The organism is Kocuria sabuli (assembly GCF_040981185.1).
Classification (GTDB): domain Bacteria; phylum Actinomycetota; class Actinomycetes; order Actinomycetales; family Micrococcaceae; genus Kocuria; species Kocuria sabuli.
On record NZ_JAVHZE010000002.1, the window covers coordinates 392,229 to 407,139 of the forward strand.

General features: G+C 74.4%; 14 protein-coding genes. 5 read left to right on the forward strand and 9 right to left on the reverse strand.

The features are described from left to right. Window positions 1–54 precede the first annotated feature (54 nt). Entirely contained in the window at window positions 55–816 is a 762-nt protein-coding gene (locus tag RE027_RS03895; RefSeq protein ID WP_368806925.1) for an isoprenyl transferase, read from the reverse strand. 238 nt (window positions 817–1,054) lie between these two features. Between RE027_RS03895 and trhA the strand changes: the two genes are divergently transcribed. Beyond that, a complete protein-coding gene (trhA, locus tag RE027_RS03900; protein WP_368806926.1) occupies window positions 1,055–1,762 on the forward strand; it encodes a PAQR family membrane homeostasis protein TrhA in 708 nt (235 codons plus the stop codon). On the opposite strand, the gene RE027_RS03905 is transcribed toward trhA, so the two are convergent. Genes RE027_RS03905 through mca form a run of 3 tightly spaced genes read right to left on the reverse strand, consistent with a single transcriptional unit; the run spans window position 1,740 to window position 5,158 of the window. Next, window positions 1,740–3,860, reverse strand: coding sequence for a thioredoxin domain-containing protein (locus RE027_RS03905; protein ID WP_368806927.1), 2,121 nt, complete (start codon window positions 3,858–3,860; stop codon window positions 1,740–1,742). The genes trhA and RE027_RS03905 overlap by 23 nt on opposite strands. A gap of 57 nt (window positions 3,861–3,917) precedes the next feature. Continuing rightward, a complete protein-coding gene (locus RE027_RS03910) occupies window positions 3,918–4,271 on the reverse strand; it encodes a hypothetical protein (protein ID WP_368806928.1) in 354 nt (117 codons plus the stop codon). An 8-nt stretch (window positions 4,272–4,279) separates the two neighbouring features. After that, window positions 4,280–5,158, reverse strand: coding sequence for a mycothiol conjugate amidase Mca (gene mca / locus RE027_RS03915; protein ID WP_368806952.1), 879 nt, complete (start codon window positions 5,156–5,158; stop codon window positions 4,280–4,282). 184 nt (window positions 5,159–5,342) lie between these two features. Between mca and RE027_RS03920 the strand changes: the two genes are divergently transcribed. The 3 genes from RE027_RS03920 (at window position 5,343) to RE027_RS03930 (ending at window position 6,781) form a co-directional block, all read left to right on the forward strand. After that, on the forward strand, window positions 5,343–5,822 hold the full coding sequence (locus RE027_RS03920) for a DUF4307 domain-containing protein (protein ID WP_368806929.1): 480 nt from the start codon (window positions 5,343–5,345) through the stop codon (window positions 5,820–5,822). A 238-nt stretch (window positions 5,823–6,060) separates the two neighbouring features. Then, window positions 6,061–6,564, forward strand: coding sequence for a transcription elongation factor GreA (gene greA, locus RE027_RS03925; RefSeq protein WP_368806930.1), 504 nt, complete (start codon window positions 6,061–6,063; stop codon window positions 6,562–6,564). Between the two features lie 7 nt (window positions 6,565–6,571). Then, a complete protein-coding gene (locus RE027_RS03930; RefSeq protein WP_368806931.1) occupies window positions 6,572–6,781 on the forward strand; it encodes a hypothetical protein in 210 nt (69 codons plus the stop codon). 72 nt (window positions 6,782–6,853) lie between these two features. Here RE027_RS03930 and ilvA read toward each other — a convergent pair whose 3' ends face one another. Both ilvA and RE027_RS03940 read right to left on the reverse strand, forming a co-directional pair. Further along, window positions 6,854–8,101: a threonine ammonia-lyase gene (ilvA, locus tag RE027_RS03935; protein WP_368806932.1), complete on the reverse strand. Its 1,248-nt coding sequence runs from the start codon at window positions 8,099–8,101 to the stop codon at window positions 6,854–6,856. Between the two features lie 91 nt (window positions 8,102–8,192). Beyond that, window positions 8,193–9,563, reverse strand: a complete 1,371-nt coding sequence (locus tag RE027_RS03940; RefSeq protein WP_368806933.1) for an AI-2E family transporter — start codon at window positions 9,561–9,563, stop codon at window positions 8,193–8,195. Between the two features lie 148 nt (window positions 9,564–9,711). Here RE027_RS03940 and RE027_RS03945 point away from each other — a divergent pair, with 148 nt between their 5' ends. Next, window positions 9,712–10,314 carry a nitroreductase family protein gene (locus RE027_RS03945; RefSeq protein ID WP_368806934.1) on the forward strand — a complete coding sequence of 201 codons (603 nt, stop codon included), beginning with the start codon at window positions 9,712–9,714 and terminating at the stop codon, window positions 10,312–10,314. A 123-nt stretch (window positions 10,315–10,437) separates the two neighbouring features. Here RE027_RS03945 and RE027_RS03950 read toward each other — a convergent pair whose 3' ends face one another. From RE027_RS03950 to RE027_RS03960, 3 genes are all read right to left on the reverse strand, one after another. Further along, window positions 10,438–11,334 (reverse strand): Bax inhibitor-1/YccA family protein, encoded by an 897-nt coding sequence (locus RE027_RS03950; RefSeq protein ID WP_368806935.1) that lies wholly within the window; start codon window positions 11,332–11,334, stop codon window positions 10,438–10,440. 235 nt (window positions 11,335–11,569) lie between these two features. Beyond that, window positions 11,570–12,856, reverse strand: coding sequence for a Glu/Leu/Phe/Val family dehydrogenase (locus RE027_RS03955; RefSeq protein ID WP_368806936.1), 1,287 nt, complete (start codon window positions 12,854–12,856; stop codon window positions 11,570–11,572). 280 nt (window positions 12,857–13,136) lie between these two features. Next, entirely contained in the window at window positions 13,137–14,681 is a 1,545-nt protein-coding gene (locus RE027_RS03960) for a PucR family transcriptional regulator (protein ID WP_368806937.1), read from the reverse strand. Between the last annotated feature and the right edge of the window lie 230 nt (window positions 14,682–14,911).

Genomic DNA, 14,911 nt, shown 5'->3' on the forward strand with positions numbered 1-14,911 from the left:
GCTGCGCGAGCAGAAACGGTGAACGGCGCGGAAATTGCCCGCGACGAGGAGGGATCAGCCGCCGAAGCGCCGCTGGCGGGACGCGTAGTCGCGCAGCGCCCGCAGGAAGTCCACGCGCCGGAAGTCGGGCCACAGCGCCTCACAGAAGTAGTACTCGCTGTACGCGGACTGCCACATGAGGAAGCCGGACAGCCGCTGCTCCCCCGAGGTGCGGATGAGCAGGTCCGGGTCCGGCTGCCCCCGGGTGTAGAGGTGCTCGGAGATGTGCTCCACCGACAGCTCCTGCGCCAGCTCCCGCACGTCGGTGCCGGCGTCGAGGGCCTCCGTGAGGACCTCGCGCACGGCGTCCACGATCTCCTGCCGGCCTCCGTAGCCCACCGCGATGTTCAGGTGCGGACCGGCGTTGTCCGCGGTGCGCTCGGTGAGGTCCGCCAGGCACGCGGCGAGCCGCGGCGGCAGCATCTCGAGGGCGCCGACGGGCTGGACCCGGCAGATGCCGGCCTCGCGGAGGGTGTCCATGAGGTCGGAGATGATCTCGAGCAGGGGCTCCAGCTCGGCCGCCGGGCGCTTGAGGTTCTCGGTCGAGAGGATGTAGAGGGTGACCACCTCGATGTCCAGCTCCCGGCACCAGCCCAGGAACTCCACGATCTTCTGCGCCCCGGCCTTGTGCCCGTCCGCGGTCGAGGCGCCGAACTGCCGGGCCCACCGCCGGTTCCCGTCGACGAGGACGCCGACGTGCTTGGGCAGCCGCCGCGGGTCGAGGCCGGAGGCCAGCCGGCGCTCGTAGAACCGGTAGAGCGGCCGTGGCTTGGGCATCGGTGGGTCCTCCGGGGGTGTCGCCCGCGGCGCGGGCCGCGGGATCGGGTCGTGGTGGGGGTCGTGGTGCAGGACGTGGCGTGGTCCGTGGTGCCGGTGGCGGCGGTCCCGGGGGTGGCGGGGGCCGCGGTCCCGGGGGTGGCGGCGGTCACGGGCCCACCCGTCCGCCGGGGACGCCTCCTAAACTACCCGGTGGAGGATCGTTCGGATCCCCGCCCAGCACGCCGGAAGGAACACCATGAAGCACTCGCACGGCGGGCCCGGCCACGTCGCCGGAGAGCTCGGGGAGGCGGTCGGGAACCGGCTCGAGGACCTCGCGGAGCACAAGCCCGCGTGGCGGGGCTGGATCCACGCCAGCTTCACGCCCGTCGCCGTCGTCCTGGGGCTCGTGGCGATCCTGCTGGCCCCCACCGCGGAGCTGCGGATCGCGTGCGCCGTGTACGGCGTCACGGGGATCCTGCTCTTCGGCGTGTCGGCGATCTACCACCGCGCCTACTGGCCGCGCCGGATGCACATGGTCCTGCGGCGGATGGACCACTCGAACATCGCCCTGCTGATCGCGGGGACCTACACCCCGCTGGCCGTGGCCCTGCTGTCCCCGGGCCAGTCCCGGGTGCTGCTGAGCGTGATCTGGGGCTGCGCCGCCGGGCTGGTGCTCTTCCGGCTGCTGTGGACGTTCGCGCCCCGCTGGCTCTACACCCCGCTGTACGTGGTGATGGGCTGCCTCGCCCTCTTCTACCTCCCGCAGTTCTGGCAGACCAGCCCCGCCGCGGCCGTGCTCACCGCCGCCGGGGGCGTCGCCTACATCGCCGGTGCGGTGTTCTACGGCACCAAGCGCCCGCGGCTGCTCCCCGAGGTGTTCAGCTTCCACGAGGTCTTCCACGCCTGCACGGTGCTCGGCTTCGGGCTGCACTACGTGGCGATCATGGTCGCGATGCTCGGCTGAGCCCGCCGTCCCCCTCCAGCTGCTCGCGCAGCTCCGCGGCCGAGTGCACCGGGGCTCGGCAGGCGAAGTCGCGACACGCGTACACCGTGAACCTCCCCCCGAGGGCCTCCTTGCCGCGGGCGGCCCCCGGCGCGCCCGGGGCGTCGGCGTCGACCACGTGGACGCCGAGCACGGCCGCGGCCCCGACGGCGCGGCGCGCCTCCAGCTTGTCCTCGGCGGTCCCGCCCGCGAGCACCACGTGGGCGGGCGGGGAGCCCAGCTCGGCCCGCACCGTCAGGGCCCGCCCGGCGCCGCGGGGTGAGCGGTGGGCCAGGAGCTCCAGGGGCCCGAGCAGGGACGGGACGAGCCGGGCGCGGCGCTCGTCCTCGTCCAGGGCCCACAGCTGCACGAGCACCGCCGCGAGCACCGCGGTGCCGGACGGCGTGACGTCGTCGAGGGGGACGGCCCGTCCTGAGCTGCCGGCCGCGAGCAGCGGCGCGGGGACGTCGGCCAGGTCGGACCAGACCCGTTCGGGCGCCTCCTCCCCGCCGTCCGCGGCCGGGTGCGAGAAGCGCTCCTCGGCGACGCCGGCGAGCTCGCGCGCCCGCTCGAACCAGGTGGTCGCGCCGGTGGCCCGGTAGAGGGCCAGGAACGCCTCGGCCAGCATGGCGTAGTCCTCCAGCAGGCCCTCGATCGAGCCCCCGGCCGAACCGGCGTGGCTGGTGCGCGCCAGACGGCGGCCGTCCCAGTGCACCTCCCACAGGTGCCCCGCGGCCTCCTCGGCCGCGAGCACGAGGGCGGGGTCCTGCAGCAGCACCCCGGCCTCGGCGAGCGCCGTGACGGTCAGGCCGTTCCAGCCGGCCACGACCTTGTCGTCCCGCGCGGGTGCCGTGCGGGACGCACGGGCCGCCGCGAGCCCGGGCCGGACCGCGTCCCACAGGGCCTGCTCCTCGTCGCCGAGGACGCGTCCCGGGTGCAGCGGCCGGGGACGGCCGGCGGCCACCCCCATGAGGTCGGCCACGGCCGTGCCGCGGCCGGAGCCGAGCACCTCGACCAGCTCGGCGCGGGTCCACAGGTAGAAGGCGCCCTCGCCGCTGTGCACGTCCCCGTCGGCGGACGGCGTGTCCGCGTCGAGGGAGGAGGCGAACGCCCCGCCGGGCAGGCGCAGCTCGCGCAGCAGGAACCCGGCCGTGTCCGCGGCCGTGCGGTCGTAGCCGCGGCCGGGCTCCCGGGCCGCGGCGCGGGCGTAGGCGCGCAGCAGCTGGGCGTTGTCGTAGAGCATCTTCTCGTAGTGCGGCAGGGACCACTCCCGGGTCACCGAGTAGCGGTAGAAGCCGCCGCCCACCTGATCGAACACTGCGGAGGCCCGCATGGTGTCGAGGGTGCGGACCAGCAGGTCGCGGGCCCGTCCGGCGACCTGCTCCTCGGTCCCGGTCGCGGCCAGCTCCAGCAGCGGCAGGACCGTGGCGGGCGGGAACTTCGGGGCCCCGCCGAAGCCCCCGTGCTCGGGGTCCTCCTTCTGCAGGAGCACCTCGAGCGCCACGGCCGTGAGGTCCGGGCCGCCCTCGGCCGCCGGCACGGGCACGGCACCGCCGGACAGGGCCGTGCGCAGGTCCTCCGCCTGCCCGGAGACGGCCCGGGCGACGGCGTCCGCGGCCTGCTCCAGCTCGTCGCGGCGGTCGGTCCACGCCTCGGTCACGGCCTCGAGGAGCTGCCGGAAGGACGGCATGCCGTGGGCCGGGCGCGGCGGGAAGTAGGTGCCCGCGTGGAAGGCCCGGCCGTCCGGGGTGAGGAACACGCTCATCGGCCAGCCGCCCTGGCCGGTGAGCAGCTGCGTGGCGCTCATGTAGGCGGCGTCCACGTCGGGGCGCTCCTCCCGGTCCACCTTCACGGGCACGAAGTGCTCGTCGAGGTAGGCGCCGACCTCGGGGTCCTCGAAGGACTCGTGGGCCATGACGTGGCACCAGTGGCAGGCGGCGTAGCCCACCGAGAGGAACACCGGGACGTCGCGGCGGGCGGCCTCCGCGAACGCGGCGTCGTCGAACGGCTGCCAGTCCACGGGGTTGTCCGCGTGCTGGCGCAGATAGGCGGAGGACTGTCCGGTCAATCGGTTGGGCACTGGTGCTCCTCGGATCTCGGGTCCTGCACACGGGCCCCGGCGTCCGGGGCCCCGGTCTCAGCCGCGCCGGTCGGGCCCCTCCGGGTCCTCGGCCGGTGCTCCCGGGCCGTCGTGGGCTCCCGGGGAGGCCTGGTCGCCCCGGTCGTCCTGGGCTCCCGGGGCGTAGCCGCCCACGTGCTCCTCGGCGGCACGGCGCTCGGCGTACTCCGCGCGGTAGCGCATGCGCCGGTTGCGGCGGTTGAAGTCGAGGACGAGCAGGATCACGGCCACCGCGAGCACCAGCGACATGAGGAACCCGGCCATCCCGGGGGTCACCTGGCTCGGGTCGAGACCGGGCCGCAGCGTGCCCTCGTCGATCGGGTTGGGCACCATCGCGGGCAGCAGGGCCAGAGCGGTCAGCACGGCGGTCATCTCCTGGCTCAGCCCCCGATCCCGGCGAACAGGTCGTTCTCCGGCAGGGAGGTCTCCACCCGGGACTCGGCCAGGACGTAGTCCTCCCACGGCCACACCTCGGCCTGCATCTCGGCGGACACGGCGAAGAACATGCCGTCCGGCGCCACCTGGGTGCGGTGGCTGCGCAGCGCCTCGTCCCGGTGGGCGAAGGTGGCCGGGCACTCGATCTTGGTGGTGGTGTCCTGGCGCGGGACCGGCGGGCGGTGGCCCTCCGGGTCGGTCTCCTGCCAGGCCGCGATCCGCGCCGCGTACGGGGACTGCAGCCCGCGCTCCTCGAGGGCCTCGTGCAGGGCGACGAAGCGCTCGAGGTTGAACGCCCGGTCGTAGTAGAGCTTCAGCGGCGTCCAGGGCTCGCCGAGGCCCGGGTACCGCTCCGGGTCGCCCGCGGCGCGGAACGCCTCGACGGAGACGTTGTGCGTCTGGATGTGGTCGGGGTGCGGGTAGCCGCCGTTCTCGTCGTAGGTGAGGATCACGTGCGGGCGGAACTCGCGCACGAGCTGCACCAGCGGCGCCGCGGCGCGCTCCAGCGGCTGCAGGGCGAAGCAGCCCCACGGCAGCGGCGGCAGCGGATCGCCCTCGGGCAGGCCCGAGTCCATGAACCCCAGCCACCGGTGCTGGACGTCCAGCGCGGCCGCGGCCTGCGCCATCTCCAGCCGGCGCAGACCGGTCAGGTCGCGCTCGGCGTAGGGGTGGCCCTCCATCTCCGCGTTGAGGATCGAGCCCCGCTCCCCGCCGGTGCACGTGGCCACCATGACCTCGGCCCCCTGCCGGACGTAGTGGGCCATGGTCGCAGCCCCCTTGCTCGACTCGTCGTCGGGGTGGGCGTGGACGGCCAGCAGGCGCATCTTGGGCAGGGAGGTCACTCGGGAGGTCCTCTCGGGAACGGTCGGGGGTCCATGGGATCGGCCGGTGCGGGCACGGGCCGCCGTCCATTTTACGCGCCCGCCCGGCCCCGGCGTGCCCGGGCCGCTCCCAGCCTGCTCCGCTACAGTGGTCGGGCGGTCGCCGGGCCCGGCGCCGCCTTCCCCGTTGCCGAGACCCGAGGCCGCCGTGTCCACCGACTCCCCCGACCTGCTCCGCGACCGCTACGGAGCGACCCGCCGTGCGCGCCGCCTCGGCCCGCGCGGCTGGATCGGCGTCGTCGCGCTGGCCACCCTGCTCGCGGCGGGCTTCGCCGTCTGGGTGCTCGCCGGCCGGAGCGCGGCGCCCACGTTCAAGGACATCGGCTTCCAGGTCATGTCCGAGGCGCGGGCGACCGCGGACTTCGACCTCACGAAGCGTCCCGACGACGTCGTGACCTGCGCGGTGACCGCCCTCAACCACGAGTACGCCGTGGTGGGCTGGACGGAGGTGACCGTCGGCGCCGTGCCCGAGGACGAGCTCGGCGACGGCGGGACGAGCGCCCACCGGGTGTCCGTGCGCACCACGAACCTCGCCACCACCGCCGTCGTCGACTCCTGCTGGGTCGAGGACCGCGGGGCGCAGGCGGCCGGCGCGGGCGCGTCGTAACCCCCACCGTGCTTTGGGCTTGCCCACCCGCCCCGCCTAGACTGGGTCACCAGGACTCCCCGTCCCCGGCCGCCGGGCACCGTCCGAAGGGACAGCCCGGCACCGGGACGGGGTCTTTGCGTTATTCGGATCCCCGCACCGACGACGGCGTCCGCGCCGTCGCTCCGGTCCGCCGTCCCGCCCGGGTCCCCCGGGACCGGGCGCGGCGGCCCGGCCGTCCGTCCACCGAGGAGAGATTGTGACCAAGACCAGCAACCAGGGCGCCTGGCTGACCCAGGAGGCCTACGACCGCCTGAAGAAGGAGCTCGACTACATCTCCGGTCCGTACCGGCACGAGATCGTGGAGCGCATCGACCAGGCCCGCTCGGAGGGCGACCTCAAGGAGAACGGCGGCTACCACGCCGCCCGCGAGGAGCAGGGCAAGAACGAGGGCCGCATCGCCCACCTCAAGGGCCTGCTCGAGAACGCCCAGGTCGGCGAGGCCCCCGCGGACGACGGGGTCGTCGAGGCCGGCATGGTCGTCAGGGCCGAGATCGCCGGGGAGCCGATGACCTTCCTCATCGGCTCGCGCGAGGTGGCCGAGGACCTGGCCGCGGGCAGCGACCTGGAGGTGTTCTCCGAGAAGTCCCCCATGGGCTCGGCCATCTCCGGCCACAAGGTCGGCGACGAGCTGTCCTACACCGCGCCCAACGGCAAGCAGATCCCGGTCAAGATCCTGGACGCCAAGCCGTTCCAGGGCTGAGCACGCCGTGACGACCCACTGGCTGCGCAGCCCCGGTCCCGCCACCCGGGCCCTGATGGTCCTGACCGTGGTGCTCGCGATCGTCGCCGTGGTCCTGCACCTCACCGGTCAGGGCGACCCGGCGGCGAGCGCGCCCGGCAGCCTGCGCAACATCTTCGTCTTCGCGACGTTCGTGAGCGGGTTCGCCACCTTCCTCAGCGGGCGGCGCCGCTCCTGACGAGCGTCCCCCGTGCGCACGACGGCGCCGGTCCCCCGCGGGGACCGGCGCCGTTCTCGTCGGGTCCCGGGCTCAGTGCACGACGACGGGGTGGAAGCCCTCCGCCTCGAGCGCCCGGAGGACCTCACGGCAGTGCTCGTGGCCCTTCGTCTCCATGTCGATCGTGATGGAGACGTCGCCCATGCTCAGCGAGCCGCCGATCCGGGTGTGGTCCAGGCCGGTGACGTTGGCGTCCTGCGCCGCGATCACCTTGGAGATGAGGGCGAGCTCGCCCGGCCGGTCGGTGAGCATCATCTTGATCGTCATGTACCGGCCGGCGGCGGAGAGTCCGCGCTGGATGACCTTGAGCATGAGCATGGGGTCGATGTTGCCGCCGGAGAGCACCACCACGGTGCTGCCCAGGTCCGGGTACCTCTCCTGCAGCCGGCCGTCCAACAGGGCCGCGACCCCCACGGCACCGGCCGGCTCGACCACGAGCTTGTTGCGCTCGAGCAGGAAGATCAGGGCCTGCGCCAGGGAGTCCTCGGAGACCGTCACGACGTCGTCGACGAGCTCCTTGATGATGCTGAACGGCAGCTGGCCCGGCTTGCCCACGGCGATGCCGTCCGCGATGGTCGAGACCCGCTCGAGGGTCACGAGGGCGTCCCCCGCGAGGGAGGGCGGATAGGCGGCGGCGTTCTCCGCCTGCACGCCGATCAGCCGGATCGGGCGGCCGAGCTGCTCCGCGCGGGCCTTGACCGCCACGGCCAGACCGGCGAGCAGCCCGCCGCCGCCCACGCCGGTGATGACGGTGTCGACGTCGGGCACCTGGTCGAGCAGCTCGAGGCCCACGGTGCCCTGCCCGGCCACGATGTCCGGGTGGTCGAAGGGATGGACGAAGACCGCCCCCGTCTCCTCGGCGTAGTGCTGCGCCGCGGCGAGGGCCTCGTCCACGGCGGTGCCGTGCAGGATCACCTCGGCGCCGTGGTCCCGGGTCGCGGCGATCTTGGGCAGGGCCGCCCCCATGGGCATGTAGATGCGGGCGGTGATGCCGAGCCGGTCCGCGGCGAGGGCCACCCCCTGGGCGTGGTTGCCGGCGGAGGCCGCCACGACGCCCCGCGCCTTCTCCTCCGCGGTGAGCTTCGCCATCCGCACGTAGGCCCCGCGGACCTTGAAGGAGCCCGCGCGCTGCAGGTTCTCGGCCTTGAGGTTGACCTCGGAGCCGACCAGGCGGGACAGCGCCCGCGAGTGCGCCACCGGGGTCCGGTCGATCACGCCGTCGAGGACGGCGGCGGCGTCCTCGATGTCGGCGAGGCGGACGGGCAGGGCGGCCAGGCTCACGGTGGGTCTTCTTTCCCGGTCGGTGCGCACGTGCGGGACCCGGGGACCGGGGCACGGCTCGCGCCCGCCGGCGGCGGGCGCGGTCCCCATCCTAGTCGTTGCCCGCCGACCGCCCGGAGGCGCCGGCGGCGCCGCGGCCCGACTGCTCGCCGTCCCCGGCGCGGGCGCGGTCGGCCCTGCGCCCGCGCTTGAGCGCGGCCTGGAGCCGCTCCTGGGCCCGCGTGCGGCGGAAGCGCTGGAGCTGGGCCATGATCTGCTCCCGGGTCAGCTCGTTCCTGCTGGCGTGCTTCTTGATCTCCCACGGGAAGTAGTAGGGCTCCCACGGGATCTCGTCGTCCTCGCGCCACAGCCCGCCCACGAGGTAGCGCACCACCGTGTTCAGGAACGCCATGACCGGCACCGCGAACAGGGCCCCGGCGATGCCGAAGAGGATCGACCCGGAGGCCACCGCGAGGAACACCGCCAGCGGGTGGAGGGACACGGCCCGGCCCATGACGAGGGGCTGCAGGATGTTGGACTCGATCTGCTGCACGAGCAGCACGAACGCGAGCATGACCAGGGCGTTCGTGAAGCCGTTGGCCACGAGCGCCACCAGCACGGCGACGGCGCCCGTGACCACGGCGCCGACGATCGGGATGAACGAGCCGAGGAACACGAGGATGCCGATGGGCAGGGCCAGGGGCACGCCCAGGAAGAACGCGCTCAGGCCGATGCCGACGGCGTCCACGAAGGCCACGAAGCCCTGGATCCGGGCGTACTGCACGAGCGAGTGCCAGCCCCGGCGGCCGGCCCCGTTGACGGCCCGCCGGGCGCTGACCGGGAACAGGCGGACGAGGAAGAGCCAGATCCGCTCCCCGTCCATGAGGAAGAAGAGCAGGGTGAACAACATGATGACGATGCCGGTCAGCACGTTGCCGGCCGTGGAGCCGAAGGACATCGCGCCGTCGAGGATGGCCTCGCTGTTGTCCTGGACCGTGGTGCCGAGGTCGTCGATCCAGTCGTTCACGCTGTCCGCGCTGAGGTTCAGCGGTCCGTCCTCGAGCCAGCCCAGCAGCTGCTGCGTGCCGACCACCACGTTCCTGGACAGCTGGGCGAAGCCGAGCACGATCTGCCGGCCGGCCAGCACGAGCAGTCCCGCCACGAAGCCGATGAAGCCCAGGAGCGCCAGGCCCGAGGCCAGGCCCGCCGGCACGTGGTGGGCGCGCAGCCACTTCACCAGGGGGAAGAGCAGCCCGGCCAGCAGACCCGCGATGAGCACGGGGATGATGACCACCGTGACGGTCGAGAGCATGTAGCCCAGCAGCCCTGCGGCCGCGAGGATGATGAGCAGCCGCCACGACCACGCGGCGGCGACCCGCACCGAGACCGCCACGCCGCCGGCGGCGTTGCCGTGCAACGGCGGGAGCTCGTTGCTCCGCCCCGGGCTCGGGGGACGCTCGGCGTCGTGCGAAGTCGATGGCATGGGATCATCCTGACACGGCTGTGCGACCCCCCGAGGACGCCCGGCCGACACCGGCGGGGACCCCGTCCCGTGCCCGCCCGGAATCCGCGCGACGCGGGCACGGCGACGACGGCGGCCTCCGGCGCGCGCACGGTGAGAGACTGGCGCCATGTCACGCACGTTCCTCCGCATCCTCGCCCAGCGGCGCTCCGCCCCCGCCCTGACCCCGGACGCCCCGGCGAGGGAGGAGCTGGAGGCCGTGCTCCGCGCGGCCGCGGGCACGGCGGCCGCGGACCCCGGACTGAGCTGGCGGGTGGCCGTGACCACGCGCCGCTCCGCGCCCGAACTCGCGGCGGCGGTCACGGGGATGCGGCGGGTGCCCAACATGACGGCGCCCTTCCCCCGGCTGAAGGGCAAGCAGCTGCGCCTGCTGGCCACGTTCCGGGGCTCGCTGAAGTGGGCGAGCACGGGAGGCCTGGGCTGCGCGGTGGTGTTCAGCCCCGACGACGCCCTCGACGTTCCCCGGAAGGAGCAGCTCGCGGCCGCGCACGGGGCCCGCCCCCTGCTCGAGGCGGCCTTCTGGGGCGCCGGCTGGGCCACCGTGTGGGCGCGCCGCGACGGCGCCGACGAGGCCGGGCTGCGCATGTTCTACGGGCTGGCCCCGGAGGAGAAGGTCCTCGGCTGGCTCTTCGTGGGCCGGCCGCCGCGCGGCGCCGCCGCCGAGCACGCGGCCACCCGCCCCGCACCCGGTCCGCGGATCAGCTACCACTGAGCCGGCCCCGGACGGGCCCGGCCGGGACCGGCTCCGGAGGCGAGGGGCGCCCGGACACGACGACGGCCCGGACCCCGTGGAGCGGGGGCCGGGCCGTCGTCGTGGCGGAGCCGGTGGGAAGACCTAGTTCGAGGTCATCTCCCGGATGATCGCCAGGATGCGCAGGATCTCGATGTAGAGCCACACGAGGGTGACCGTCAGGCCGAAGGCCGCGGACCACGCCATCTTCTCCGGGACGCCGACCTCGACGCCGCGCTTGATGTTCTCGAAGTCCAGCACGAAGCTGTACGCCGCGAGCAGGATGGCGATGGCGCCGATGGCCAGGCCCAGCCACGGGCCGAGGGGGCTGTCCGTGCGGATGTTGAAGCCGAACAGCAGGACGGCGCCGAGGTTGACCAGGGCGAACACGACGTAGGCCATGAGCGCGACCATGAAGATCTTCGTGGCCCGCGGGGAGGCCCGCAGCTTGCCCGAGCGGAAGAGCACGAGCACGGAGCCGAACACCGCGAGGGTGCCGATCACGGCCTGGACCGCGATGCCCGGGTACCTGATCTCGAACATCGAGGAGATGCCGCCGAGGAACATGCCCTCGAACAGGCCGTAGGCCAGGATCAGCGCCGGCGAGGGCTGGCGCTTGAAGACGTTGACCATGGCCAGGACGAACCCGATCAGGGCCCCCGGGATGGTCAGGATCGGCATGATCCAGCCGGCCAGCGCACCGACGACCACGGCGCCCAGCACTGTGGCGGTGCGCATGATGACGTCGTCGTAGGTCATCCGGCCGGTCTGGTTCGTCCCCGCGGCGGGGGCGTTGTACATCGAGTCCAGGCGGTCGTCGGAGTAGGGGTTGCCCTGCTGCGGACGGCCGTAACCGCCCTGCTGGTATCCGCCCTGCCCGTACCCGGGCTGCTGGTAGGGGGTCCCGTAGGAGCTCTGTCCGTACTGGGTCCCGTGGGACTGCTGGGCGCTGCCTGCGCCCTGCTTGGTGAAATCGCGGAGGAGCGGGTTCCCGCCGGCCATGTGTCGGTCCTTCCCTGGCACTGCTGTGCGTGATGTGCTCCCAGGGTAGCAATCCCGGCATCACGAAAGCAGGGGAAGTGCTGTGCTTAAGCCGTGGGCGTGGCGGGTGGCGGATTCCCGCCCGGTCCGGGCCGGGAGCGCGCCGGCGGCCCGGCGGGGCGCCCCCCGGCCCGGGCGCCGGCGGCCGGGCCGCACCGACCGGCTGCGCCGCCCGGCGTCCGGGCAGGGCCGCCGGTCAGGGGTAGAGCCCGCGGGTGAGGTGGGCGTCGGCCACGCGCTGCACCGCCGTCACGGTGGCGGCCTCGCGCAGGCTCAGGCCGCGCTCGGCGGCGACCGCCAGGACCTTCTCCCAGGCGGCGAGCATCCGGGTCTCCAGTCGGGCGTCGACCTCGGCCGCGGACCACCAGTAGGCCTGGTTGGACTGCACCCACTCGAAGTAGGAGACGATCACCCCGCCGGCGTTGGCGAGGATGTCGGGGACCACCAGGACCCCGTTGGCGGCGAGGATCTCGTCGGCCGCGCCCGTCGTGGGCCCGTTGGCGCCCTCCACCACGACCTCGGCGGTCACCTCGGCCGCGTTGCCGGCGTGCAGCACGCCCTCCACCGCGGCCGGCACCAGCAGGTGCACGTCGAGACCCAGCAGCCGGTCGGCCGGGAACGGGTCCGCCCCGCCGAAGCCGACGACGGAGCCGGTGGCGGCCACGTGCTGCTGCAGCGCCGTGACGTCCAGCCCGCCGGTGCGGTGGACGGCGCCGTACTGGTCCGACACCGCGACGACCTCCACCCCGGCCTCGGCCAGGAACTGGGCGGCCCCGGCGCCGACCTTGCCGAAGCCCTGCACCGCGGCGGTGGCCCCGGCGGGCGCGATGCCGCGGTGGGCCAGGGCGGCCAGGGCGATGTGCACCACGCCCTGCGAGGTGGCCGAGGAGCGGCCCAGGGACCCGCCCAGGGACACCGGCTTGCCCGTGACCACCCCGGGCACGGTGTAGCCCACGGACACGGAGTAGGTGTCCATCATCCAGGCCATGGTCTGCTCGTCCGTGCCGATGTCCGGGGCGGGGATGTCCTTGTCGGGCCCGATGATCGGCAGGATCTCACTGGTGTAGCGGCGGGTGACCCGCTGCAGCTCGCCCCGGGAGTAGTTGCGGGGGTCGATCGTGATCCCGCCCTTGGCCCCGCCGTAGGGGACGTCGAGCAGGGCGCACTTCCAGGTCATCCACATCGCCAGGGCCCGCACCTCGTCCAGGTCCACGGCCGGGGAGTAGCGCAGCCCGCCCTTGGCCGGGCCCCGGGAGAAGTTGTGCTGCACCCGGTGCCCGGTCAGCACCTCCACCGACCCGTCGTCGCGGCGCAGCGGGATGGACACGGTCATCTCCCGGCGCGGCCGGGACAGCAGCTGGTGCAGGCCGGTCTCGTAGCCGAGGGCGGCCACGGCCGCGGTCAGCTGGGCCTGGGCGTCGGCCAGCGGGCCGGTGCCCTCCGCCGCCTCCGCCGCGGCGGGTGCGAGGACGTCTGTCGTCATGGTCGTTCCTTTCCTGGACGTCCCGGGGACTCCGGGGGCCGTCCCGGGTACGGGGCGGATCGATCGGTGGTGGAGCGGTGGCGCGGCCGGTGCGCCGGGGCGAGGAGGCGGGACCGGGTGGACGGCCGGCGCTCCTGCGGGCTCCTGCTCCCGAGACTAAGCTCACATCCGGTCGGCACAGTGCCCTGGTCCCCTGCCCCCTCCGTGCACGGTGCACAACAGTCGCGGGAGGCCGTCGGCGCGCCGGAGCACGACGTCCGCCGCGCCGGGGCGCGGGGTGCTAGTCGGCGCAGACGCGGAGGGCGATCCACAGGTCGGCCCGCAGCTGGGGGTCGTCGAGGGAGCGGCCGAGGGCCTGCTCGACGGCGTGCAGGCGCTGCAGCATCGTGTTGCGGTGGACGCCGAGCTCGGCCGCCGCCTGGCGCCGGTTGCCGTTGTGGGCCAGGAAGGTCCGGAGCACGCTCAGCAGCTGCTCGCCGGCCTCCCGGCTCCGCACCGGCTCCAGCAGGTCCCGGGCGTAGGCCTGCGCCGCGTCGGGCGGCAGGAGCCCGGTGAATCCGCCGGCCACCACGTCGTCCCACGTGCCCACGCGGTGCCGGGCCGTCGTGCGGCCCAGCACGTCGAGGGCTTCGCGCTCGCTCGTGCCGGCGGCCTCGACGGTCGTGGCGCCGCCGATGCCGGCGCGCACGCCGGAGCGCTCGACGATCCCGCGCAGGGCTCCGAGCAGCTCCGGCTCGTCCTCCACCAGCACGGCGACGTCCACCTCCCCGGGTCCGGTCCCCTCCGCGGCACCGACCAGCACCCGGTGGCCGTACCGGTCGGTGTAGCCCTCGATCCGCCGCGCCGCCTCCCGGGTCCGCTCGGCGTCCCCGCGCAGGCGCACCACCCGCACCCGCCGGGACATCGCGGTCCACCCGGCGTCCTCGCCGACCGCGAGCAGGGCGTCCCCGGAGCGGACGTCGCCGCCGAGGACGAGGGCCAGCGCCCCGGCGCGGACCCGGCGCCGGAACAGGGCGCGCTCCCCCGCCCGTTCGGCGTGCAGGGAGAGCAGGGCCACCGCGGTGGTGACCGCCCCGGCCTGGGCCCGCTCGAGGGGCCGGGGCGTGACCACGACCAGGTATGTGAGCGGGATGCCCTGCACGCCCAGCGGGTGGACGACGATGCTTCCCGCGGGGCCGGTCTCGCTGAGCGAGCCGCGCAGGCGCGCGGGGCGCAGCCGGTCGACGAGCTCCTCCAGGGTCCGCCCCGTGGGCAGCTCGGGGACCCCCGGGGCGGAGCGCTCGGTGATCTCGGCGTCCGCGGTGCAGGTCGCCGCCCAGCCGCCCTCGGTGAGCGCGGCGAGGGACCGCAGGATCCGGGTGGATCCGTCGGCGCCCGTGGCGGCCAGGGTCAGTGTGCGCTGCATGGACAGCATGGCCTCCAGGGCGGTGCGCTCCTGGGCGGCGCGCATCTCGGCCACCGCCTGGATGAGCTCCAGGAACGGCGTCTCCTCCGGCACGCTGAACAGCGTGAGCCCGGCGTCCCGGGCCGCCTCGGCGAGATGCTCGGGCACCCGGGGGTGGGACAGGCTGCTGCCGACCCCCATGCCGAGGGCCACGACCCCCTTCGCGGCCAGACGGCGGGCGTAGCGGTCCCAGGAGGGACGGTCGACGGGGCTGTTGAGCCCGGTGAACAGGACGATCTCCCCGCCGTTGAGGTAGGGGGTGGGGTCGGCCAGCTCGCTGGTGGCCACCCAGCTCACCGGGGCGCTCGTGTCCCCCTCGACGACCGCCCGCAGGCCCAGTCCTTCGAGCCGGAGCACCTGGTCGACCGTGATCACTGGCATGTCCTTCCGTGCCGGCCGGGGCGGCCGCGGCGGTCCCCGGCGGCGGTGGCGCGCCGGACCGCACCACCACCGCCGAGACTATCGCGTCAGCCCTGACCCGGCGCTGCGTCCCCGTAGACGTGCCCGGCCAGACCGTAGGCCGGTCCGCCCGGGGCGGCACCGGGGCCCAGGGCCAGCAGGGTGATCAGCTCGTAGACCACGTGGGCGGCCGCGACCCCGGTGAGCTCGGC